Below are 22,766 nucleotides of genomic sequence, written 5' to 3'. Positions count from 1 at the left end.
GCTTATCCCTCCACCTTAACCATGTAATTAACTCGGTTCACCATACCGCGGACTGCAGCAGTGTCTTCCAACTCTACTGTGTGACCAATGCGGCGGAGACCCAAGCCACGTAGTGTAGCTTTATGCTTCGGCAAACGGCCGATAGAGCTACGCGTCTGTGTTACTTTGATTGTCTTATTCGCCATTGTTCACTACCCCAGTATTTCGTCAACGCGCAATCCACGCTTCGCCGCAACTTGCTCCGGCGATTTCATGCCGTTCAACGCTTTGATAGTCGCGCGAACAACGTTGATTGGGTTGGTTGAACCGTATGCTTTTGACAGCACGTTATGTACACCTGAAACTTCCAGAACCGCACGCATTGCACCACCAGCGATGATACCCGTACCTTCTGAAGCAGGTTGCATGTATACCTGTGAACCTGAATGACGCCCTTTAACAGGGTGCTGTAAAGTGTCGCCTTTCAGCTGAACGGTAACCATATTGCGACGTGCTTTTTCCATTGCTTTTTGAATAGCAGCGGGTACTTCACGCGCTTTACCATAACCAAAACCGACTTTACCTTTACCGTCGCCAACCACAGTCAGTGCAGTGAAGCTAAAGATACGACCACCTTTAACAACCTTTGCTACACGATTAACTGTGATCAACTTTTCTATCAGTTCACCGGTTTGAGCTTCTACATTTGCCATGTTCGTCTCCTAGAACTGAAGTCCGGCTTCACGAGCTGCGTCCGCTAATGCGGCTACGCGACCGTGGTATTTAAAACCACTACGATCGAAAGAAACGCTTTTGACGCCTTTTTCAATCGCTCGTTCAGCGATAGTTTTGCCCACGACTTTGGCTGCATCTACATTACCTGTAGATTTAAGCCCTTCGCGAACACTTTTCTCTGCAGTCGATGCGGCTGCCAGCACTTCAGAACCGTTAGGTGCGATCAACTGTGCGTAAATATGCCGTGGTGTACGGTGAACGACCAGGCGATTTGCACCCAACTCTTTAATTTGTTTACGTGCGCGAGTAGCACGACGTAAGCGAGCTGCTTTATTGTCCATCGTATTACCCTACTTTTTCTTGGCTTCTTTACGGCGCACTTGCTCGTCAGCATAACGAACGCCTTTGCCTTTATAAGGCTCTGGCTTACGGTATGCGCGAATGTTAGCGGCAACTTGACCAACTAACTGCTTATCTGCACCTTTAACGACGACTTCAGTCTGAGTCGGAGTATCGATTGTAATTCCTTCTGGAATTTCGAACTCCACAGGATGCGAAAAGCCTAGCGTCAGGTTCAGTTTTTTACCTTGTGCTTGCGCACGGTAACCAACACCCATCAACTGTAACTTACGTTCGAATCCTTTAGTGACTCCGACCACCATGTTTTGCAACAATGCACGAGCCGTACCAGCTTGAGCAGTGGAGTTAGCAACACCTTCACGGGCGTTAGTACGTAACTCACTGTCTTCTTTCACTAGTTCAACTGCATCGTTTACAACACGACTCAGTGAGCCCTGGGCACCTTTAATCGTGACTTCCTGGCCATTTAGCGTAACTTCAACGCCAGCAGGAATTTCAATGGGTGCTTTAGCAACACGTGACATTTCCTACCTCCTAATTACGCTACGTAACCGATAATTTCGCCACCAAGACCAGCTTGGCGAGCGGCACGATCAGTCATCAGGCCTTTAGACGTCGAAACTACTGCGATGCCAAGGCCACCCATTACGTTAGGCAGCTCGTTGCGTTTCTTATAGATACGCAGACCGGGGCGACTAACGCGCTCGATTGTTTCAATTACTGGCTTGCCTTCGAAATATTTCAATTCGACTTCAAGCTCAGGTTTAACAGTACTCTCGGCACTGTAACCAGTAATAAAACCTTCTTCTTTCAGAACTTGAGCAATCGCCACTTTCTGCTTAGAAGACGGCATTTTAACCGTTACTTTGTTAGCACCTTGAGCGTTGCGAATGCGTGTGAACATATCCGCAATTGGATCTTGCATGCTCATATTTGCTTTCTCCCGTGATTCGTGGCTTACCAGCTAGCTTTTTTCAAGCCAGGAATTTCACCGCGCATCGCCATCTCACGGACCTTGATTCGGCTCATACCGAATTTACGAAGGAAACCATGAGGACGACCAGTTATACGACAACGGTTACGTTGACGCGTCGGACTGGCATCACGTGGGAGCTGTTGCAACTTAAGTACGGCTTCCCAACGCTCTTCGTCTGATGCTTTAGGGTCATTAATGACCGTTTTCAGTGCGTTGCGTTTTTCTGCGTATTTTGAAGCGATTTTAGCTCGCTTCACGTCACGCGCTTTCATTGACTGTTTTGCCATAACTCTACACCTTACTTTCTGAACGGGAAGTTAAAGGCAGCTAGCAAAGCACGAGCTTCGTCATCTGTGCCAGCATTAGTGGTAATGGTGATATCCAGACCACGTACCTTGTCGACTTTGTCATAGTCGACTTCCGGAAAGATGATCTGCTCACGAACACCCATGCTGTAATTACCACGACCATCGAACGATTTAGGGTTCAGGCCACGGAAGTCACGGATACGTGGGATTGCAATCGAAATTAAGCGTTGCAAAAAGTCCCACATGCGCTCGCCGCGCAGAGTTACTTTACAGCCAATCGGGAAGCCTTCACGGACTTTGAAACCGGCGACAGACTTGCGTGCCACAGTACGAATTGGCTTTTGACCAGAGATAGCCTCTAGGTCCGCCACTGCGTTATCAAGTACTTTTTTGTCAGCCAGAGCTTCACCAACACCCATGTTAAGGGTGATTTTTTCAATCCGAGGGACTTGCATGACGCTGTTGTAGCTGAACTCTTTCATCAGTCCAGGAACTACCGATTCTCTATAAAAATCATGCAGTTTCGCCATCGTAAAACTCCAAGTTTGAATTAAATGATTGCGTTGTTCGATTTGAAGAAGCGAACTTTCTTGCCATCTTCAATACGAAATCCAACACGATCTGCTTTACCTGTCTCTGGGTTAAGGATCGCTACGTTCGAAATGTGGATGGCTGCTTCTTGTTCAACGATGCCGCCAGATTCACCTAAAGCCGGATTTGGCTTCTGATGTTTCTTGACTACGTTGACGCCTTCCACGATCACGCGATCTTTATCAGTAAGAACTTTCAGGACTTTGCCTTGCTTGCCCTTGTCCTTACCTGCCAGGACGACTACTTCGTCATCACGTTTAATTTTTGCCGCCATAATTGACTCCTTATAGTACTTCTGGTGCCAGCGAGATAATCTTCATAAACTGCTCTGAACGCAGTTCACGAGTTACCGGCCCGAAAATACGAGTGCCAATGGGCTGTTGGTTGTTATTCAACAACACAGCCGCGTTGCGGTCAAAACGGATGACCGACCCGTCTTGTCGACGGACGCCTTTTCTGGTGCGAACGACCACCGCATTCACTACATCGCCTTTCTTCACCTTACCGCGAGGAATTGCTTCCTTAACAGTAACTTTGATGATATCGCCGATGTTTGCGTAGCGACGGTGCGAACCACCTAGAACCTTAATACATTGTACGCTGCGCGCGCCGGAGTTATCGGCAACGTCCAGGGTAGTTTGCATTTGGATCATTTCAGTGCCCCGCTTAGTTAAAAAAACAGACCCTCTCGGGTCGTGCTGCCTTTGGTTTTTCCCTTATAAAAAGGGTCGCGAAGTGTAACAGATAAATTTTAGGAGTGGTAGGGTAATCTCAGAATTTTTCGTAGGTGTACGGTGAACTAACGACTATAACGGTTTAGTTTAGTTGGATTGCGACAAAACCAATGGTAAATTCAATACTTTAAGTTGCTCTGCTACATCCACCTTAATATAAAGAGCACAAGCTGACTTGGGACTTCGATGGTATGAATCTGTTATTCATTATTTTTGCCCCATTTTTTGGTGCGCTCTTACCACTATTGGTTAAACGTGCGTCACGACCGGTAAAGACCGGAGTTACATTACTGGTTCCTGTTCTGTGCTTAATTGTTTTATTTCAATACGCACCTGCAACGTTAGCTGGTGATGTCCCCAAACAAATGGTTGAGTGGCTTCCCAGCATCGGTCTGGACTTTGCTGTTCGGCTCGATGGACTCTCTCTGCTCTTTGTCGGGCTTATCTTAGGAATTGGCGTACTCATTATTACATACGCCCACTACTATTTAAGTCGCGAAGACGATGAAGCTCGTTTTTATGCGTGCTTATTATTATTCATGTCATCGATGCTTGGCATCGTTATGGCTGACAATATCTTATTAATGTGGGTGTTTTGGGAACTGACCAGTATTTCTTCCTTTTTACTGATTGGTTATTGGTTTCATAGTAGTGATGCCCGACGCGGTGCGCGAATGGCACTGGCAACGACCGGAGCCGGCGGACTCGCTTTATTGGCGGGTTTGCTTATTATTGGCAGTATCGCCGGCAGTTATCAGTTAGATGATATTTTTGCGGCGGCAGAACAAATAAAGGCTCATGCCTATTATGTCCCCGCTTTAATATTGGTTTTACTTGGCGCCTTCACTAAGTCAGCGCAGTTTCCTTTTCAGTTTTGGTTGCCACACGCCATGGCAGCCCCAACTCCGGTCAGTGCGTACTTACACTCAGCTACCATGGTAAAGGCTGGTATCTTTTTACTGGCACGATTTCATCCGGTATTAGCTGAGACAGAGCTCTGGTTTACCCTAGTAACTTTAACCGGCTTAATCACCATGTTAGTAGGTGCTTACTTTGCGCTGCTAAAACATGACTTAAAAGGACTACTGGCATTCTCTACCGTGAGTCATCTCGGTCTCATTTGTATGTTACTCGGCATTGGCACGCAGGGTGCTGTCATAGCCGCCTTATTCCACATTATTAATCACGCTTGTTTTAAAGCCGGTCTATTCATGACCGCCGGTATTATTGACCATGAATCAGGCACGCGTGACATGCGCAAATTACAAGGCTTGATGAGCCTGATGCCAATTACCGCAACACTGGCCATGATTGTTGCTGCCTCTATGGCAGGCATTCCGCCTTTCAATGGCTTTATGTCGAAAGAACTCTTCCTTGATCAGGCACTCCAACAACACCTATTTGGCGGATTGTCCTGGTTTATTCCAATCCTGGCGACAGTCGGAGCGATGTTGTCTGTAGCCTACTCTATCCGTTTTATTCATGACGTTTTCTTTAACGGCGAATACAAAGAGTTACCGAAGAAACCTCATGACCCTCCAAGGATGATGTCGGCTCCGGTCGTTGTTCTGGCTTTACTGTGTATCGCTATCGGGCTGGCTCCCATGACAATGGTCTCAGGTATACTTGACCAGGCTGCAGCCGCAGTTACCGCCGCCCCTGTTGAGGTTAAACTGTCTTTATGGCACGGGTTCAATATACCTTTACTAATGAGTGCTGTAGCGGTTATAGGCGGAATCCTTATTTATCTTGCGCGAGACCAGCTATTTACTTTCAACCGACAGTTTGACGGACAGGACGCGAAACACAACTTTGAGCACATTATTCAAAAAGTGTCGGACGCCGCAGCAAACTTCTATGAACGGCTAGATACAGGCTCGCTGCAGCGCTACATTGCGTTTGTGCTTATCAGTGTCATTGTTGTTTTATTGCCGTCATTAAGTGATTTAAGTGTCGTCACCGGCGGCAAACCGCAACTGCCCGTTGATATGGTTAGCATGGTGGGTGCTCTGGTCCTTATTGGAGCGGCATTTGCAACAGCAACATTACACCGCAACCGTTTTGTCATGCTAAGCATGTTATCGGTCGTTGGCCTGGTTGTATCACTGGCGTTTGCGCATTTTTCGGCGCCCGATTTAGCTATGACTCAATTAGTCGTGGAAGTAGTTAGCATTATTTTGATGATACTGGAGCTATTCTTTATGCCACAAAAAACCAGTCGGGCTTCCTCAGGACACCGCGTTTTTAGAGACATTATTATTGCCAGCTTTATTGGTGGTATTGTCGCGACACTTAACTTCGCCATTCTTACCTCACCGTTTGAAAGCATTTCGGACTTTTTCCTTGCCAATGCCAAATCCGGTGGCGGTGGAACAAACGTGGTTAATGTGATTTTGGTAGATTTCCGTGGCTTCGATACATTAGGTGAAATTACCGTGCTGGCTATAGCTGCAGCCGGCATTCATAAACTATTAAACAAATTGAAGCCCTTTATGCCCTCCAGCGATATCGATGGCCGCCCTTGGCACCGTATCAAACACCCACTGATGTTAACTACGGTAGCTAATATCATTCTGCCTATAGCGATGATCGTTGCAGCTTACATCTTCCTTAGAGGGCATAACTTACCCGGTGGCGGCTTTATCGCCGGGCTTATTGTCGCATCCGCCATGATCCTGCAATACATTGCAAATGGTGTTGATTGGGTAAAAGAACGGTTCAATGTTAATTACCAATCACTCATGTCGTTTGGTGTGATGACCGCGGCATTAACGGGGATTGGTAGCTGGGTGTTTAATAAGCCCTTCCTGACATCATGGTTTACCTACTTAGAATGGCCGTTGGTTGGTAAATTTGAATTTGCAACAGCCTTACTGTTCGATTTGGGCGTTTTCCTGACCGTTGTCGGCGCAACCATGATGATTTTAAGTAACTTTGGCAAGATGACGACGCGTCATCGCCCAACGCATGAGGGACATTAATGGAAACTTTATACTCTGTTACCGTTGGCGTTTTGACCGCATGCAGCGTTTTCCTTATTTTACGCGGCCGCTCTTTTCCTGTGGTCGTGGGCATAACTATGCTGTCTTACGCTGTTAATTTATTTCTCTTTTCCACCGGACGACTAACAATAGACGGGGCACCAATTTATGGTACCCAGGAAACTTATGCAGACCCGTTGCCTCAAGCCCTGGTTCTTACCGCTATTGTTATCGGTTTTGCTATGACAGCTTATTCAATCATCTTAGCCGTACGGGCCCGTGGAGAAATTGGAACCGACGAAGTTAATCAGCAGGATAACAGCACGGAGGGCAACCGCTAATGTGGCAACAACATTTGGCGATACTTCCGATTTTAGTGCCGCTTTTTGCAGCACTCTTACAACTTCTGCCTTGGGGAGATAGACCTCAACCCAAAAGAAGAGCTATTGGTCTTCTGGCAAGTATATTGACACTCGTATTAAGCATCGCGTTACTCATTCAGGTTAATCAGGACCAAATGATTGTTTATGCTCTGGGGAACTGGTCGGCGCCTTTTGGCATTGTCCTGATGGTAGACAAACTCAGTGCATTGATGATGCTAATAACAGCAATATTAGCCCTGCCCGTTCTGATTTATGGCTGCTACGCTGAGGATAATCTCGGTTCCCATTTCCAGGCCCTATTCCAATTTCAGATTATGGGCATAATGGGGGCTTTTGCCACGGGCGATATTTTCAACTTATTCGTATTTTTTGAGGTGCTTTTAATTTCTTCGTATGCATTACTTATGCATGGAGGAGGAAAATTCCGTTTACGCACCACATTGCATTATGTCTTGCTTAACCTGTTAGGTTCTGCACTTTTCTTAATAGGCATAGGTACATTGTATGGTGTGACTGGTACGCTGAATATGGCTGACCTTGCCACACAAATTCAGCAGTTAACCGGTGATCAGGCCGCTTTAGCGAAAGCCGGCGGTATGATGTTATTAATCGTTTTCGGAATAAAAGCAGCTATCTTGCCTCTGCATTTCTGGTTGCCTCAGGCATACTCTACAACCACCGGAGTGGTAGCTGCGTTGTTCGCGATAATGACGAAAGTCGGTGTCTACGCTATCGTTCGGGTTTACACTCTTATTTTTGGTCCCGAAGCAAACGAACTGGCCTTTATTGCCCATGACTGGCTATGGGTTATGGGTCTTATTACCATGTTGGCAGGAGCCATTGGTATTCTTGGCGCGCGCGACCTGAGATTATTAGTCGCCTATTTAGTCGTCATTTCTATAGGCACGCTTATAGCGACATACAGCTTAAATGACATCGCCACCACCGGCGCAATGCTGTTTTATTTAATACACTCGACCTTTATTACTGGTGCGTTGTTCTTATTGGCTGATCTCATTGCATTTGAGCGTGGTAAAACAGCCTCTCGCATTGTCTCTGGTAAGAAAATGGCAAATCACTCAACTTATTCTGTCATGTTCCTGGTCGCAGCAATTGCAATTATCGGATTACCACCGCTGTCCGGCTTTGTTGGAAAGCTCTTTATATTAGAGTCAGCCAGTCCTAATGGAACAAGTTTTTGGCTGTGGGGCGCTGTATTAGGCGCCACCCTTATTATGCTTATTTCTGTAACCAGAGCGGGAAGTAAGATGCTTTGGCACACGCTATCAGGCAAACCTAATGAGCAATCGGCTCCTTTAGGCAAACGCGCTGCAGTCATCATGCTGCTTGCGCTGTCACTGACCATGACAATTTTTGCCAACCCTATTCGTAGTTACACTACTGATGTCGCGGAGCAGCTTTATGATATACAACAGTATCCATCACGCGTACTAACTGAAGGGGAGAAATAATCGTCATGAAAAAACTTTTCCCGACACCTTGGCTGTCAGTATTTTTACTGGCTGTCTGGATGCTGCTGTTTAACTCTATTGCTCCCGGAGTCGTATTGCTGGGCGCCATATTTGCGTGGTTTGTTCCATTTCTTTTTCGCTCAGCATGGCCTAAATTCGCAACCATTAAGCGCCCAGATTTAGCGTTGGTTTATTTCTTTATTCTTTTAAATGACATTGTCGTCGCCAATTTTAAAATTGCAGGAATGATAATAGGAAAACCTCGCTCGATAAAACCGGCACTTTTCGTCTTTCCACTGGATATGAAAGAGGAACTACCGGTTACTATTCTTGCCAGCACAATCACATTAACGCCTGGTACTGTTTCTTGCGAAATAACTCGCGGACGTAAAGGGATTCTTATTCATGCATTCTCTGAGGAAAACCCCGAAGAAGTCATAAACACCATTAGAAATCGTTACGAGCGACGCCTGAAGGAGATTTTTAAATGTTAACGACAGTACTGCAAATTGCCTTCTTGCTATTCAGTTTATCGGTGTTGCTAAACTTCTGGCGGCTGGTTAAAGGCCCTGATTTACCGGACCGGATATTGGCATTAGATACCATTTATATTAACTCCCTGGCTTTATTACTTCTGCTGGGAATGTATCAGAACACCCAAACCTACTTTGAAGCCGCCCTGCTTATTGCCATGTTTGGCTTTGTTGGCACCATCGCCGCTGGTAAATTTTTACTGCGCGGCGACTTAATAGAATAAAGGTAGACAATTATGGACGCACTAAATCAATTACCCGAATGGTCGCAATGGTTAGCTGCTTTTTTTATTCTTTTAGGTGCTTGCTTTGCTTTTATTGGCTCACTCGGTCTGGCTATATTACCTGACTTTTTTACCAGACTTCACGCTCCAACAAAGAACACGACAATTGGTATTGGCGGTATTGTTATTGCCACTATTATCATTACGGCAGCTCAGGGAACACCAAATTTTAATGAGCTTTTAATCGCCATTTTCTTGTTTTTGACGGCTCCTATCAGCGCACATATTATGGCAAAAGCAGCTCTGCATACGGAACTAAAAATGTTCAATCGCACAAGAGATTTCCGTCAGGAAGGCGATTCTTACGAACATATACTGCCCAAAGAAAAAGACATGGAACCCTAATAGGGAACCATGTCTTCAATTTTTTCTATACAGGCTTAAGGCTTTTTAGAAATAATACCCGAAGTTAATATTGAAACGGTCATTGACTTCCCCACCGTCTGTCGCTGTATTACCTCCAATAAAGGGTTGGTTTTTCGCTTTTACGTAATCAACGTAAGTGTAAAAGCCCCCGCCGGCTGCTACAGCGACACCCAACACATTCATCCAGGTATCGTCCTGATAACCCATTTTATCCGTCATTAAACTGTGGTCATTATAAAAGGTAAAGCTAGTAATAGGACCAATATCAACAGGTAAGGTGTAAGCCACGTTAGCGGTATAAAGCTTAGCTTCGGTTGGGATAGCGTCGTAATAAGCATAGGCAGCCATATAGACGCCTCTGTTTTCTAATTTCAAGTCATAGTCATAGTCAGAATACTGCAGCTGGACATTCCATGGTCCGTTATTATAAACCCCGTGAGCAGCCCATGCTAAACGATTACCAACATTTTGGTTTTCGTATTCTTGTGCTGCGGTAAAGCCTTCTCCTGCAGTTCCTGAATATAAGTTACCCCCCTGAACCGATACACCGAGCTCTAAGTTTTCGTCATCACTGAAATTAAACTTGCGAGCCGTACGGAATGCATAGCTATTACTTTCTCCAATAGGTAATCCAGGTTCATCATAGGCACCCTGTCCTGGCAGCCTAATACCTACTGTATCGTAATTATAGCGAGCGGTTCTGTCAGAGGTTGAGCCATCGATACCACCTTGCTCATCAGACTTAAGATAAGCTAAATCAAAATCCCATTCGTCCCCCCGATACTTAAACCGAAGTCCATTATCGTGCTCATCTTCTAAACCGACATAAAAGGTAGTGTTAAAAAAGTAACTGTGGGAGTTATACGGCATGTTACCGAAAGGTATTTTTACGACACCAACCTGGCCTTGAAGCTTGTCAGTAAAATCATAACCAAACCAGGCATGTTTAACGACATCTTGATAATTGAACCAACGGTATTCGGCAGATAAAATCACTCCACCCATTTCGCCATCAAAATTCAGCCGGAAAATATCGAAATCTAAATCACCCATTCTGTCTTCATTATCAGAATCGTAATTATTGTATTCATACTGAAAACGGACCGCACCATGAACCTTTATTGGCCAATTTTCGTTTTCTTCCGTTCTTTTTTCCAATTCATCTAAGCGAGCGTGAACACCTGAGTCATAGACAACTCTGCGCTTGCCATCGCTTTTATCAGCTGTTGTTTCTTCCTCAATATCTTGTTCTTTGACAACAACAACTTCTTCTTTCGAACTTTCTTCTTTTTCTGCTAAACGCTTTTCCAATTGAGCCAACCGCTCTTTAAGCGCTTGTATCTCTTGTTCGACAGAGTTACTTTCCTGTGGAGCGGCAACCACCGGACTTGCTGCAAGTACCGTAGCTGCAAAAAATAAGCTCTTTGACATAGGTTGACTCCCTCTGAGTATTACGCGCTGATATGCGCTTTTATTATTAATTCTTTAATAAAAATAAATTATTTAATTTCAGATATTTGTACTCAACCTATTAAGGTTTAGATCAAAAAAAAGGCCTCCGCAAGGGAGGCCTTTGTATTTTTTACTTCGTTATCTGCGTTTAGACAACAGTAGCACGCTCTACGATTTCTTCCAGAGTCCAAGATTTATTCTTAGACAGCGGACGACTTTCGCGAACAATCACGGTGTCGCCAGCTTTACACTGGTTTTCTTCGTCATGCGCATGTACTTTAGTTGTACGCGTGATGTACTTCCCGTATACCGGGTGTTTTACACGGCGTTCAACAGCTACAGTGATGGTTTTATCCATCTTATCGCTGACAACTTTGCCTTGCAGAGTACGAACACGTTTTTCATCAGTCATTACGCACCTGCCTTCTCATTTAAGATGGTTTTAACACGTGCGATATCACGACGCACTTGTTTCATCATGTGAGTCTGATTCAGCTGACCAGTTGCCGCCTGCATACGCAGATTGAACTGCTCACGACGCAAGCCTAGCAATTCTTCCTGCAGCTGCTCAACGGTTTTATCTTTCAGTTCACTTGCTTTCATCACATTACCGTCCGAGTCACAAAAGTGGTTTTGAAAGGCAGTTTACGCGCCGCCAGGCGGAACGCTTCACGTGCCAACTCTTCAGGAACACCGTCCATTTCATACAGAACGCGACCTGGTTGAATCTGAGCAACCCAGTATTCGACGTTACCTTTACCTTTACCCATACGAACTTCTAAAGGCTTTTTGGTAATAGGCTTATCAGGAAATACGCGGATCCAGATTTTACCTTGACGCTTAACGTGACGAGTCATTGCACGACGGCCTGCTTCGATTTGACGCGCGGTCATACGACCACGATCAGTAGCTTTTAAACCAAAAGTACCGAAGCTGACTTTGTTACCAGACTGCGCCAGACCACGGTTGCGGCCTGTGTGAACCTTACGGAATTTTGTACGCTTAGGTTGTAACATATCGTCTCTCCTTACTTACGGTTCTTGCCGCGCTTAGGAGCTGGCTTTTCTTCAGTTGGAAGTCCACCAAGAACTTCACCACGGAAAATCCAGACCTTAACACCGATGATACCGTAAGTGGTGTTCGCTTCTGAGGTCGAGTAGTCGATGTCTGCACGTAATGTGTGCAGCGGTACACGGCCTTCACGATACCACTCAGTACGTGCAATTTCTGCGCCGCCTAAACGACCACTCACTTCAACTTTGATGCCTTTGGCACCCAAGCGAATGGCGTTTTGTACAGCACGTTTCATAGCACGACGGAACATGACACGACGTTCCAACTGACCAGCAATATTGTCAGCTACTAGCTGCGAATCCAACTCAGGCTTACGAACTTCTGAGATGTTGATTTGCGCAGGAGCACCTGTCAATTTAGAAACTTGCTTACGCAGCTTTTCTACGTCTTCGCCTTTCTTACCGATAACCACACCAGGGCGTGCCGTGTGAATAGTCACACGAACGCTCTTAGCTGGACGATCGATAACGATACGAGAGACTGATGCGTTGCGCAGTTCTTTTGTCAGGAACTTACGTACCTGAAAATCACTGTGCAGGTTATCAGCGAACTCATTTGTATTCGCATACCAGGTTGCATTCCATGGTCTGGAGATACCTAGGCGAATACCATTAGGATGTACTTTCTGACCCATAATTTATCTCCTAGCTATCTGACACGACCACAGTAATGTGGCTGGTGCGCTTAAAGATACGATCGGCACGGCCTTTCGCCCGTGGCTTGATGCGCTTCATAGTAGGACCTTCGTCTAAAAAGACCCGGGCTACTTTTAACTCATCGATATCCGCACCTTCGTTATGTTCCGCGTTCGCGATTGCTGACTCAAGTACTTTCTTGATTAAGACAGCAGATGCTTTGGGGCTGTATGCCAGGATATCCAGTGCTTTTTCTACTGGAAGTCCACGGATTTGGTCTGCGACCAAACGGCCCTTCTGCGCTGAAACGCGGGCAAATTGGTGTTTAGCAATTGCTTCCATCACTCTCTACCTCTTACCGTTTCTTCGCTTTCTTATCAGCAGCATGGCCGCGATAAGTACGGGTTGGCGCGAATTCGCCTAATTTATGACCGATCATTTCATCTGTCACGTAGACAGGAACGTGCTGACGACCGTTGTGAACAGCGATTGTCAGGCCGATCATATCTGGGATGATCATTGAACGACGGGACCAAGTTTTAATTGGCTTTTTATCCCCGGCTTCCAACGCTTTCTCCACCTTATTTAGCAGGTGAAGGTCAATAAATGGACCTTTTTTAAGAGAACGTGGCATGTTTTATCCTCAACTCTTATTTGTTGCGACGGCGTACGATGAACTTATCAGTACGCTTGTTTTTACGGGTTTTGTAGCCCTTGGTCGGCGTGCCCCATGGAGTCACAGGATGACGTCCACCAGAGGTACGGCCTTCACCACCACCGTGAGGGTGATCAACTGGGTTCATCGCCACACCACGAACGGTAGGACGAATACCACGCCAGCGGTTTGCACCGGCTTTACCCAATTGACGCAGCATGTGTTCTGCGTTACCTACTTCACCGATAGTTGCACGACCTTCAGACTGAACGCGACGCATCTCACCTGAACGCAAACGAACGGTAACATAAGCACCGTCACGAGCAAGAATCTGGCAATAAGCACCCGCTGAACGAGCCATCTGTGCGCCTTTACCTGGCTGTAACTCTACTGCGTGAACAACACTACCCACAGGGATGTTGCGCATTGGCAGACTGTTACCAGGTTTAATCGGTGCATCAACACCAGACTGGATACGATCGCCTACAGATAGGTTTTTCGGAGCCAGAATGTAACGGCGTTCACCGTCAGCATACAAAACTAAAGCGATATTCGCTGAACGGTTAGGATCGTATTCAATACGCTCAACCTTTGCAGGGATACCATCTTTATTACGTTTAAAGTCGATTACACGGTAGTGGTGTTTATGTCCACCGCCAATGTGACGAACCGTGATACGACCGTTATTGTTACGACCACCAGACTTGCTGTTTTTTTCCAGCAATGGTGCGTAAGGCTTGCCTTTGTACAGGTCCTGACCGACGACTTTAACGACGTGGCGTTGACCCGGAGACGTAGGCTTACTTTTAACTACAGCCATGTTTATTCCTCCTGTTACTCAGCGCCGCCAGAGAAGTCAATGTCAGCACCTTCATTCAAGGCAACATACGCTTTTTTCCAGTTACTGCGTTTTCCAAAACGGAACCCAGTACGCTTGGTTTTACCCTTTACGTTTACTGTACGTACGTTTTTGACTTCAACTTCAAACAGTTTTTCGACAGCCGCTTTAATTTCGGATTTCGTCGCATCAACTGCTACTTTGAAAACAACCGTGTTGTTGCCTTCAGCAGTCATAGTCGATTTTTCCGAAACGTGAGGTGCTAAAATCACTTTAAGCAAACGTTCTTCGCGCATCATGATAACACCTCCTCAAGCTGCTTGACGGCGTCTGCAGTCATCAGCACTTTCTCGAAAGCAATCAGACTGACAGGGTCGATACCCTGAACATCACGCACGTCGACTTTATGCAAGTTGCGAGAAGCTAAGAATAAGTTCTCATCAACTTCTTTAGTCACGATCAAAACGTCGTTCAGATCCATTTCTTTCAGTTTCGCTGCCAGCTGTTTTGTTTTTGGTTCTTCAACACCAAACTTCTCAACAACAATCAAACGTTCCTGACGAATCAATTCCGACAAAATGCTTTTAATCGCACCGCGATACATTTTTTTGTTAACTTTCTGGCTGTGATTTTGCGGCTTAGCTGCAAAAGTCGCACCACCAGAACGCCAGATAGGGCTACGGATTGTACCTGCACGGGCACGACCAGTACCTTTTTGACGCCAAGGCTTCTTACCACCACCGGCTACTTCAGAACGAGTTTTCTGAGCTTTAGTGCCCTGACGAGCACCTGCAGCGTAAGCTACAACTACTTGATGGACAAGGGCTTCATTAAACTCACGTCCAAAGGTAGCTTCGGAAACCTCAAGAGCGCCTTTTGCGTCTTTCAATGTTAATTCCATCACTATTCTCCTCAGACGTTACGCCTTGACCGCTGGTTTAACGATCACATCACTACCGGTTGCACCCGGGACCGCACCTTTGATCAACAACAAACTGCGTTCTGCATCAACTCGAACTAATTCAAGTGACTGCGTAGTGACTCGCTCATTACCCATCTGACCAGCCATTTTCTTGCCTTTGAATACTTTACCAGGCGACTGGTTTTGACCGATTGAACCCGGTGCACGGTGGGACAATGAGTTACCATGAGTAGCGTCCTGCATGCTGAAGTTCCAGCGCTTCACAGTACCGGCAAAGCCTTTACCTTTAGAAGTACCAGTAACGTCTACTTTCTTAACTTCTGCGAAAATATCAACAGTCAGTTCAGAACCAACCGCGTAATCTTCGCCTTCGCCGTTTTTCAGGCGGAATTCCCAAAGACCACGACCTGCCTCTGTACCAGCTTTAGCAAAATGACCTGCTAAAGGCTTGGTTACACGGCTCGCTTTCTTCTCGCCTGTGGTCACTTGAAGGGCACGGTAACCGTCAGTGTCATCAGATTTAACCTGAGTCACACGGTTCGCCAGCACTTCGATCACAGTAACAGGAACAGAAGCGCCGTCTTCCTGGAAGACACGCGTCATTCCTACTTTACGACCGACTAGACCTATAGCCATTGTTAAAACCTCTCGTGTGTAATCCTATTACTGCCCACTTAACCCAAGCTGATCTGTACATCAACGCCAGCTGCCAAATCTAAACGCATAAGCGCGTCAACCGTTTTGTCAGTAGGGTCCATGATATCAATCAGACGCTTGTGGGTGCGGATTTCGTACTGGTCACGCGCGTCTTTATTCACGTGTGGAGAAGTCAGCACGGTGAAGCGTTCTTTCCGAGTTGGCAGTGGGATAGGGCCACGTACCTGAGCACCAGTGCGTTTTGCAGTTTCAACAATCTCTGCAGTCGACTGGTCGATCAGACGGTGATCGAACGCTTTCAAACGAATCCGAATTCTTTGATTAGCCATAAATAAATCAAAGCCTCAATAAAAGAGCATTTAAAAAAGAGCACAGAAAATCGCAACCTCCCTGGCACATACCGGGGGTGCGACATTCTACGTCAACCGTTCAGTCCCCAATCGGGACTGTTGTCGAACGCCTTTTACACGGCCAAAGCCGATAAACTCAAAAGACGTGGCCGCGAATTATACCGACTCACGGCCGGGTGTCAAGCCCTTAATGTGTTTCGGCGTAGTCTTCCACTTGTTCCCAAACACGCATTAAATTACCACCCAGAATCATTTCAATTTCTTTATCTGAGTACCCTCTGTCCATTAAGCCCTGAACAAGGTTTGGATAGGTAGATACATCTTTTAAGCCGACCGGTAATGAATCACCGACACCGTCATAATCTGAGCCAATACCTATATGCTCAACGCCAATTAAGTCGCGCACGTGGTCGATATGGTCCAGAACTGTGTCTAATGTCGCAAACGGGTACGGATTATTTGCTTCTATGTCTTTAATGCGACGTTTGGCTTCATCGCTGTCTTCACCATACTGCTCTTTTACAGCATTAATACGCTTTTTCATCATATCGCGGTAACGGTTTGCCTGCTCAGCCAAAAACGATGAACCAAAGTTAATCTGGATAACGCCTTCATTTTCCGCTAAAGCTTTTAGCATGTCATCGCTCATATTACGCTCGAAACCGGGGGTGTATGAGCGCAGCGACGAATGCGACGCTATGACTGGCACGTCACTAATTTCGACGGCCTGGTAGAACGCCTCATCGGAGATGTGAGAAACATCAACCATAACGCCAATTTTGTTCATTTCTTTGACCAGTTCCTTACCAAAGGGGCTTAAACCATCCCACTGGCGGCGAATGTCATAAGAGGAATCAGAAATGTGATTAGATAATGAGTGAGCCAGAGTAATGTAGCGAATGCCACGCTCATAAAACATGTGCAAGTTATCAAGGTCACCTTCAATTGGTGTGCCATTCTCCATCCCCAAAGCAATAGACATTAGCCCTTGCTCTTTATTACTACGGATGTCATCCGTACTATAAGCCATGGCAAACTTATCAGGGGCTCGTGCAACCAGAGCTTCCATGCCATCAATAAGTTCGTGAGCCAGTTGAACACTGCCACCGCTTTGCTCATAAGAAGCTGGAATATAAATTGACATGAAAGGCGCATCCAGGCCGCCTTCAACAGCGCGGGGGTAGTCAAAATCGCCTTCGGCAGTCGCTTCTGTTACATCTTCCCATTTATCGTGAATTCGGTAAGGCACATCAATATGTGTATCAACCAGAAGGTACTCTTTTGCCAGCCTTTCAGCTTTATCACTCGCTGTATACTTTGCTTGTTCAGCGTTACCTTCTGTGGGCTGTGCGGCTGTTGCGCAGCCAGTTATTACGGCCAGCACGGACGCGGCTATCAGAGACTTAAACATACGTATTCCTCTTTTATTGTTATAACGAGATATACGCAGAGTACCAAAAGTCTAGCTGTGCCGCATTAGGGATGCGCTGAAACTTATGACAGCACCGACGACTAACGTTCCTAATACCGGCGCGGTCAACCAAATGAGCCACCATTGATCTAATAAAATCATGGGAGCTCCCTACTGAGTTTGCTGACTTTTTTCTTCGGACGCTTTACTTTGAGTTTCAGTCAACTGCAGACTGGAAAACAATTCAAGGCCCCACTCCTGAATAGAATCAGAAACTGACTGCTTGATAGTTTCCATACCTTGCTCTGATATTTCAGCAATCTGAGCTTGTATCTCAGCAGCGATAGAATCTCTATTATCATCGGCAGCTGAAGCCGATGCGCTGAACAACATAACACCACTGACAACACTTACGATTAACGCTTTCATAATTTTTCTCCTTTGAATAAATGACAGTGCGTTAGTTAAGTCGCACTAACTAATTCAAAGGTTGTGCCAGCTTTTTGATTTTATTTAAGATTTTGTTTTATATGGATTTATTGAATTAACAGTAAAAACCTTACCTTCAGCAGGTTAGTGTTTTTCACTAATTTTTAGTGTATTTATGAGGTTAGTGACGAAACATGTTGACTGTGGTCATCCCGAAACGCCAAGGCACCGTAAAGCAATTGCTCAGCACAAGTCGCCCTCGGACCTTTCACGCTAAGATACTGTCGCCAACGCTTCCCCCCGGCCATTCCCTGAAAGAGTCCCAGCATATGTCTGGCCACGTGCCATGCTCGGCCACCCTGACGGATATGGTTATCGATATAAGGTATCATTGCGGTAACAATCGCTTCCCGGGACAACTCTGACCGCTCAACCCCCGTCAACGAATCCAACTCAGTCAACAACCAGGGGTTCTGATAAGCCGCTCGCCCTATCATCACACCTTGAACTTGAGCTAAATGCTCTTTAACGTCCTCAATAGTTGCAACTCCGCCATTAATCGAAACAGGAATACCGGGATACCGTTGCTGTGCCCGGTAAACACGCTCATATTGCAACTCGGGAATATCTCTGTTTTCTTTAGGACTCAGGCCTTGTAACCAAGCTTTGCGCGCGTGCAAAGTCAATTGGTCGGCACCTGCTGCGACTACGGCATCAGTTAGCTGATAAAGGAAGTCATCGGAGTCCTGATGGTCTATTCCGAGTCGGGTCTTTACCGTTATGGGAATATCGGTAACCGCTTTCATCGCGCTCACACAATCAGCTACTTTTTTAGGTTCCGCCATTAAACATGCACCAAAACTTCCATTCTGAACCCGGTCAGAAGGACAACCAACATTAATGTTAACTTCATCATAGCCCCGCTCTTGGGCTAAAGCGGCACAGTGAGCCATTGCGTCAGGCTCAGAGCCTCCCAATTGAAGCGCAACGGGGTGTTCCTCTGAGTTGAATGCTAAAAAATCCTGTTGGCCATGAATAATAGCGCCAGTCGTCACCATTTCAGTATAAAGAAGGGTGGTTGATGTTAGTAAACGATGGAAGTACCGACAGTGACGATCGGTCCAGTCAAGCATAGGCGCTACTGAGAGCTTGTAAGAATATGGTACAGCCAAAACATCCACCCGGTTAAAAAGTTAGTCAATAAATTTCGAGTAATTGCCTGACATTTTAACTCAGAATAGGCGACTAAGCAGCCTCTTCCGTAAAACCCTTTTCCTTGCCTGTAAAACTCTCTACAATGACCAGAACGATCTTAAATAGTAGTAGACAATGACAGCTCAAGAAGCACAACGATTGATACATAAAGCAGAGAAGCTCTGCCAACAACGCGGTGCCCGACTCACAAATGCCCGGCGCGAAGTTTTTGCAATACTCGCTGAGCACTCAGGAGCTGTCGGAGCCTACGATTTACTCGATCAACTGCGTGAGGTCATGCCAAACGCAAAACCTCCTACTATTTATCGCGCTCTAGACTTTCTACAAGAGCAAGGCTTCGTTCATAAAATCACATCATCAAACAGCTTTGTTCTTTGCTCACATTTTGATCATCAGCATCCTGTGCAAATGCTCATTTGTGAATCCTGCGGAGACGTTCAGGAAATTCAGTCTGAGGGTGTTTATGACGAGTTAAAGCACCAGGCGGAAGATCAAGGCTTTAAAGTTCAAAACCAAACTATAGAGGCACATGGCTTGTGCGCTAAGTGCCATTGAATAGTTGTACCCATAAATAATAAATAACAATAGGTAGCACAATGAAACTCAGTCATCTTTTAGCGGCTGCAGCGGTTTGCTTTACCGTAAACCAAGCGGCAACAGCCCAGGCATTCGAGGATCAGTTCCGTCAACTGAACGACGACAAATTTCGCAGTCCAAATATCTACCGGACAGCGTCCGGAGCGCCCGGCCACGCATACTGGCAACAAGAAGCCGATTATAAGATCCAGGTCGCGTTAGATGACGAGAATCAACGTATTACCGCTAAAAGCACCATTACTTACACCAATAACTCACCAGACACCCTGCGTTACTTGTGGGTTCAGCTTGATCAAAACCGATTCAAAAAGGACTCTATCGGGCCACAAAGCCGGGCCACAGGAAGTTTAGAGCGTGTTAGTTTTTCCCGTATGGAAAGTATGTTAACTCAGGAAAGCTTTCCTGCTGGCTATGAGCTTACTGAAATCAGTAAAGAAAATGGTGAACCGCTTGCGCATTATGTTAACGACACCATGTTACGGCTTGATCTCAGTGAGCCGCTAAAAAGTGGTGATAGCGTCACATTTAATATCAACTGGCAATTCAACATCATTGAAGCTGAGGTGCTGGGCGGTCGCGGCGGCTACGAATACTTTGAAGAAGACGGCAACTACTTGTACGAAATGGCACAGTGGTTCCCTCGTATGGCAGCGTATTATGACGCTGAAGGTTGGCAGAACAAACAGTTTGTCGGCAATGGGGAGTTCGCTTTGGAGTTCGGTGACTACCGTGTAGAAATTACGGTTCCGGCGGATCACATTGTTGCCTCTACCGGTGTTTTACAGAACCCGGAAGATGTTCTGACGTCCATCCAACGCCAGCGTCTGGAAGCTGCACGTAACGCCGACGAACCAATAAAAATTGTTACCGAAGAAGAAGCTCTGGAGAACCAAAAAGAAGGGACCAGCCAAACCAAAACCTGGATTTTTGAAGCTGAGAAAGTTCGTGATTTTGCCTGGGCTTCCTCACGCAAATTTATCTGGGACGCTCAGGGCTACAAGAAAAACGACACTGATGTACTGGCTATGTCCTTCTACCCCGAAGAAGGCAACCCTTTATGGGAGCGTTACTCAACGGCTTCTATTATCCACACCATTGAGCATTACAATGACTATAGCTTTGACTACCCCTACCCGGTAGCAATTTCAGTCAATGGGCCTGTCGGTGGTATGGAGTACCCAATGATAACCTTCAATGGCCCTCGTCCATACGTTGACGAAGACTCGGGTGAGAAGTACTACTCCAAACGCACGAAATACGGCTTAATTTCGGTCATTATTCACGAGATTGGTCATATTTACTTCCCGATGATCGTCAATACGGATGAGCGTCAATGGACCTGGATGGACGAAGGAATAAACACGTATTTGCAATTCCTGGCTGAACAAAAATGGGAAAAAGATTACCCTTCATGGCGTGGTGAGCCGCGTAACATTACCCGTTACATGGCCAGTAGTAACCAGATGCCCATTATGACCAACTCAGAGTCTATCCTGCAGTTCGGTAATAACGCCTATGGGAAGCCAGCTACCGCTCTAAATATACTGCGTGAAACCATTGTCGGTCGCGACCTGTTTGATTTCGCATTTCGCGAATACGCGCAGCGTTGGAAATTTAAACGCCCGACACCAGAAGATTTATTCAGAACCTTAGAAGATGCTTCAGGGGTCGACTTGGATTGGTTCTGGCGCGGCTGGTTCTATTCGACTGACCATGTTGATATCTCGCTGGAACAAGTTAACCAGTTAACGATTAATACTCAGGATCCGGAAGTTGAAAAAGCCTGGGCGGAAGAACAGCATGATGCAGAGCCTGAATCTTTAACCACCAAGCGCAACGCCGATGTTAATTATAAAATTCATCAACAACCACAGCTTGCCGACTTCTATAACGAGAACGATGAGTTTACGGTAACTAATGCAGACCGTAACGAATACAGAAAACTCATTGAAGGACTCAATGACGAACAGAAACAAATGCTGGAAAACGGCAGTAATTTCTATGTGCTCGACTTTGCTAACAAAGGCGGCTTAGTTATGCCTATCTTGCTAGACCTTCACTATGAAGACGGTACTAAAGAGCATGTTCGTATTCCTGCTGAAGTTTGGCGACGTTCACCAGAGAGCGTCAGTAAGTTATTAATCCGTGATAAAACGCTTACTCAGGTCATTGTTGACCCTAACTGGGAAACAGCAGACGTAGACACCGATAATAATTATTGGCCGGCTCGTGCTGTACCATCACGAATTGAGCTTTTCAAACGAGATGACCGTAATAAGAGCATGATGGAAGACTATAACCAGGAGTTGGAGTCAGGTAACGATGATTAAATTCGTTGCTGCTATTGTTCTGACTTTTGCGCTGATACCCTCGGTATCAGCGCATCGGTACTTTTTTGGGTTGACCGAAATTAGCACCAACAAGAACACCGATGCTATTGAAATTGTGCATCAATATACTTTGCACGACGTACAGCAGGCGCTGAAAAAGCGGCTGGGTAAAGCCTTCAGACTTGAGCAAGAAGATGCGGAAAAGCAAATTCGTAGCTGGGTAAATGAAGAGTTTCAACTCACAAACGCCCAGGGAGAAACCGTTAAACCAAGCTGGGTAGGTTTTGAAGCAGACTATCAGAAAATTTGGATTTATCAGGAAGTCCCTAAGCGTGATAACCTGTGCAGGTGGACATTATCCAATACGCTTTTGATGAACAATTTTTCAGCACAGGTAAATACTATCAATGTTGTTGATGACTATGGTAATCGTAGTCTAATTTTAACCATTGAAAACACATCTGACACAATTAAGTGTCAGCAAGATATAAAGGAATAA

Annotated in this window: 33 protein-coding genes; 9 read left to right on the top strand and 24 right to left on the bottom strand. The window is 45.9% G+C overall.

All coding sequences use genetic code 11. The features are described from left to right. Nucleotides 1-2: 2 nt before the first annotated feature. The 9 genes from rpmD to rplN are packed head-to-tail and all read right to left on the bottom strand — an operon-like array spanning nucleotide 3 to nucleotide 3,602. Nucleotides 3-185, bottom strand: a complete 183-nt coding sequence (gene rpmD / locus BM359_RS11250; RefSeq protein WP_054489091.1) for a 50S ribosomal protein L30 — start codon at nucleotides 183-185, stop codon at nucleotides 3-5. Nucleotides 186-191: 6 nt separating this feature from the next. Next, nucleotides 192-692 (bottom strand): 30S ribosomal protein S5, encoded by a 501-nt coding sequence (rpsE, locus tag BM359_RS11245; RefSeq protein WP_011235130.1) that lies wholly within the window; start codon nucleotides 690-692, stop codon nucleotides 192-194. Between the two features lie 9 nt (nucleotides 693-701). Then, on the bottom strand, nucleotides 702-1,055 hold the full coding sequence (gene rplR / locus BM359_RS11240; protein ID WP_054489093.1) for a 50S ribosomal protein L18: 354 nt from the start codon (nucleotides 1,053-1,055) through the stop codon (nucleotides 702-704). A gap of 9 nt (nucleotides 1,056-1,064) precedes the next feature. Continuing rightward, entirely contained in the window at nucleotides 1,065-1,598 is a 534-nt protein-coding gene (gene rplF, locus BM359_RS11235; protein WP_054489095.1) for a 50S ribosomal protein L6, read from the bottom strand. Between the two features lie 14 nt (nucleotides 1,599-1,612). After that, entirely contained in the window at nucleotides 1,613-2,005 is a 393-nt protein-coding gene (rpsH, locus tag BM359_RS11230; RefSeq protein ID WP_011235133.1) for a 30S ribosomal protein S8, read from the bottom strand. A 26-nt stretch (nucleotides 2,006-2,031) separates the two neighbouring features. Further along, nucleotides 2,032-2,337: a 30S ribosomal protein S14 gene (gene rpsN, locus BM359_RS11225; RefSeq protein ID WP_011235134.1), complete on the bottom strand. Its 306-nt coding sequence runs from the start codon at nucleotides 2,335-2,337 to the stop codon at nucleotides 2,032-2,034. Between the two features lie 11 nt (nucleotides 2,338-2,348). After that, nucleotides 2,349-2,888 (bottom strand): 50S ribosomal protein L5, encoded by a 540-nt coding sequence (gene rplE, locus BM359_RS11220; RefSeq protein ID WP_054489097.1) that lies wholly within the window; start codon nucleotides 2,886-2,888, stop codon nucleotides 2,349-2,351. A gap of 20 nt (nucleotides 2,889-2,908) precedes the next feature. Further along, nucleotides 2,909-3,223 (bottom strand): 50S ribosomal protein L24, encoded by a 315-nt coding sequence (gene rplX, locus BM359_RS11215; protein ID WP_034822544.1) that lies wholly within the window; start codon nucleotides 3,221-3,223, stop codon nucleotides 2,909-2,911. A 10-nt stretch (nucleotides 3,224-3,233) separates the two neighbouring features. Further along, the gene (gene rplN / locus BM359_RS11210; RefSeq protein ID WP_006956444.1) at nucleotides 3,234-3,602 is read right to left on the bottom strand and encodes a 50S ribosomal protein L14; all 369 of its coding nucleotides are present in this window, start codon (nucleotides 3,600-3,602) and stop codon (nucleotides 3,234-3,236) included. Nucleotides 3,603-3,874: 272 nt separating this feature from the next. On the opposite strand from rplN, the gene BM359_RS11205 reads away from it, so the two are divergent. Genes BM359_RS11205 through BM359_RS11180 form a run of 6 tightly spaced genes read left to right on the top strand, consistent with a single transcriptional unit; the run spans nucleotide 3,875 to nucleotide 9,681 of the window. Further along, nucleotides 3,875-6,664: a monovalent cation/H+ antiporter subunit A gene (locus BM359_RS11205; RefSeq protein ID WP_054489099.1), complete on the top strand. Its 2,790-nt coding sequence runs from the start codon at nucleotides 3,875-3,877 to the stop codon at nucleotides 6,662-6,664. Next, a complete protein-coding gene (locus BM359_RS11200) occupies nucleotides 6,664-7,005 on the top strand; it encodes a Na+/H+ antiporter subunit C (RefSeq protein WP_054489101.1) in 342 nt (113 codons plus the stop codon). The genes BM359_RS11205 and BM359_RS11200 overlap by 1 nt, the downstream gene beginning before the upstream one ends. Continuing rightward, on the top strand, nucleotides 7,005-8,519 hold the full coding sequence (locus tag BM359_RS11195) for a monovalent cation/H+ antiporter subunit D (protein WP_054489103.1): 1,515 nt from the start codon (nucleotides 7,005-7,007) through the stop codon (nucleotides 8,517-8,519). The genes BM359_RS11200 and BM359_RS11195 overlap by 1 nt, the downstream gene beginning before the upstream one ends. 5 nt (nucleotides 8,520-8,524) lie before the next feature. Continuing rightward, a complete protein-coding gene (locus BM359_RS11190) occupies nucleotides 8,525-9,013 on the top strand; it encodes a Na+/H+ antiporter subunit E (RefSeq protein ID WP_054489105.1) in 489 nt (162 codons plus the stop codon). Next, on the top strand, nucleotides 9,007-9,276 hold the full coding sequence (locus BM359_RS11185; protein WP_054489107.1) for a K+/H+ antiporter subunit F: 270 nt from the start codon (nucleotides 9,007-9,009) through the stop codon (nucleotides 9,274-9,276). Before BM359_RS11190 ends, BM359_RS11185 begins: the two co-directional genes overlap by 7 nt. A 12-nt stretch (nucleotides 9,277-9,288) precedes the next feature. Beyond that, on the top strand, nucleotides 9,289-9,681 hold the full coding sequence (locus BM359_RS11180) for a Na+/H+ antiporter subunit G (protein WP_054489109.1): 393 nt from the start codon (nucleotides 9,289-9,291) through the stop codon (nucleotides 9,679-9,681). A 45-nt stretch (nucleotides 9,682-9,726) separates the two neighbouring features. On the opposite strand, the gene BM359_RS11175 is transcribed toward BM359_RS11180, so the two are convergent. The 15 genes from BM359_RS11175 to dusA all read right to left on the bottom strand — a co-directional run bounded on the left by BM359_RS11175 (nucleotide 9,727) and on the right by dusA (nucleotide 19,297). Then, a complete protein-coding gene (locus BM359_RS11175) occupies nucleotides 9,727-11,133 on the bottom strand; it encodes a hypothetical protein (RefSeq protein ID WP_054489110.1) in 1,407 nt (468 codons plus the stop codon). Nucleotides 11,134-11,302: 169 nt separating this feature from the next. Further along, complete coding sequence (gene rpsQ, locus BM359_RS11170; RefSeq protein WP_054489112.1) at nucleotides 11,303-11,566, bottom strand: 30S ribosomal protein S17; 264 nt, start codon at nucleotides 11,564-11,566, stop codon at nucleotides 11,303-11,305. After that, complete coding sequence (gene rpmC, locus BM359_RS11165; RefSeq protein WP_011235145.1) at nucleotides 11,566-11,757, bottom strand: 50S ribosomal protein L29; 192 nt, start codon at nucleotides 11,755-11,757, stop codon at nucleotides 11,566-11,568. The genes rpsQ and rpmC overlap by 1 nt, the downstream gene beginning before the upstream one ends. Continuing rightward, entirely contained in the window at nucleotides 11,757-12,170 is a 414-nt protein-coding gene (rplP, locus tag BM359_RS11160) for a 50S ribosomal protein L16 (protein ID WP_011235146.1), read from the bottom strand. The genes rpmC and rplP overlap by 1 nt, the downstream gene beginning before the upstream one ends. A gap of 11 nt (nucleotides 12,171-12,181) precedes the next feature. Continuing rightward, nucleotides 12,182-12,862 (bottom strand): 30S ribosomal protein S3, encoded by a 681-nt coding sequence (gene rpsC / locus BM359_RS11155; RefSeq protein WP_054489113.1) that lies wholly within the window; start codon nucleotides 12,860-12,862, stop codon nucleotides 12,182-12,184. A gap of 10 nt (nucleotides 12,863-12,872) precedes the next feature. After that, nucleotides 12,873-13,205: a 50S ribosomal protein L22 gene (rplV, locus tag BM359_RS11150; RefSeq protein ID WP_054489115.1), complete on the bottom strand. Its 333-nt coding sequence runs from the start codon at nucleotides 13,203-13,205 to the stop codon at nucleotides 12,873-12,875. Nucleotides 13,206-13,218: 13 nt separating this feature from the next. Beyond that, nucleotides 13,219-13,497, bottom strand: a complete 279-nt coding sequence (rpsS, locus tag BM359_RS11145) for a 30S ribosomal protein S19 (RefSeq protein ID WP_034822534.1) — start codon at nucleotides 13,495-13,497, stop codon at nucleotides 13,219-13,221. Between the two features lie 16 nt (nucleotides 13,498-13,513). Further along, nucleotides 13,514-14,338 carry a 50S ribosomal protein L2 gene (rplB, locus tag BM359_RS11140; RefSeq protein WP_011235150.1) on the bottom strand — a complete coding sequence of 275 codons (825 nt, stop codon included), beginning with the start codon at nucleotides 14,336-14,338 and terminating at the stop codon, nucleotides 13,514-13,516. Between the two features lie 14 nt (nucleotides 14,339-14,352). Then, nucleotides 14,353-14,655: a 50S ribosomal protein L23 gene (rplW, locus tag BM359_RS11135; protein ID WP_054489117.1), complete on the bottom strand. Its 303-nt coding sequence runs from the start codon at nucleotides 14,653-14,655 to the stop codon at nucleotides 14,353-14,355. Then, the gene (rplD, locus tag BM359_RS11130; RefSeq protein ID WP_054489119.1) at nucleotides 14,652-15,257 is read right to left on the bottom strand and encodes a 50S ribosomal protein L4; all 606 of its coding nucleotides are present in this window, start codon (nucleotides 15,255-15,257) and stop codon (nucleotides 14,652-14,654) included. Before rplD ends, rplW begins: the two co-directional genes overlap by 4 nt. A gap of 18 nt (nucleotides 15,258-15,275) precedes the next feature. Continuing rightward, nucleotides 15,276-15,914, bottom strand: a complete 639-nt coding sequence (gene rplC / locus BM359_RS11125) for a 50S ribosomal protein L3 (protein ID WP_054489121.1) — start codon at nucleotides 15,912-15,914, stop codon at nucleotides 15,276-15,278. Nucleotides 15,915-15,952: 38 nt separating this feature from the next. Then, nucleotides 15,953-16,264, bottom strand: a complete 312-nt coding sequence (gene rpsJ, locus BM359_RS11120) for a 30S ribosomal protein S10 (protein ID WP_053954198.1) — start codon at nucleotides 16,262-16,264, stop codon at nucleotides 15,953-15,955. A gap of 208 nt (nucleotides 16,265-16,472) precedes the next feature. After that, on the bottom strand, nucleotides 16,473-17,684 hold the full coding sequence (locus tag BM359_RS11115) for a dipeptidase (RefSeq protein WP_412458236.1): 1,212 nt from the start codon (nucleotides 17,682-17,684) through the stop codon (nucleotides 16,473-16,475). A 183-nt stretch (nucleotides 17,685-17,867) separates the two neighbouring features. Next, entirely contained in the window at nucleotides 17,868-18,125 is a 258-nt protein-coding gene (locus BM359_RS11110; RefSeq protein WP_054489123.1) for a hypothetical protein, read from the bottom strand. Nucleotides 18,126-18,298: 173 nt separating this feature from the next. After that, nucleotides 18,299-19,297: a tRNA dihydrouridine(20/20a) synthase DusA gene (gene dusA / locus BM359_RS11105; protein WP_143441145.1), complete on the bottom strand. Its 999-nt coding sequence runs from the start codon at nucleotides 19,295-19,297 to the stop codon at nucleotides 18,299-18,301. 157 nt (nucleotides 19,298-19,454) lie between these two features. On the opposite strand from dusA, the gene zur reads away from it, so the two are divergent. From zur to BM359_RS11090, 3 genes are read left to right on the top strand one after another with little or no spacing between them, the layout of a single operon-like run. Then, nucleotides 19,455-19,895, top strand: a complete 441-nt coding sequence (gene zur, locus BM359_RS11100; protein ID WP_054489128.1) for a zinc uptake transcriptional repressor Zur — start codon at nucleotides 19,455-19,457, stop codon at nucleotides 19,893-19,895. Between the two features lie 41 nt (nucleotides 19,896-19,936). After that, complete coding sequence (locus BM359_RS11095; protein WP_054489130.1) at nucleotides 19,937-22,267, top strand: M1 family metallopeptidase; 2,331 nt, start codon at nucleotides 19,937-19,939, stop codon at nucleotides 22,265-22,267. Further along, nucleotides 22,260-22,766: a DUF6702 family protein gene (locus BM359_RS11090; protein ID WP_054489132.1), complete on the top strand. Its 507-nt coding sequence runs from the start codon at nucleotides 22,260-22,262 to the stop codon at nucleotides 22,764-22,766. Before BM359_RS11095 ends, BM359_RS11090 begins: the two co-directional genes overlap by 8 nt.

The organism is Idiomarina abyssalis, from assembly GCF_900116625.1.
Taxonomy (GTDB): domain Bacteria; phylum Pseudomonadota; class Gammaproteobacteria; order Enterobacterales; family Alteromonadaceae; genus Idiomarina; species Idiomarina abyssalis.
This window is presented reverse-complemented; position numbering and strand designations above follow the sequence as displayed.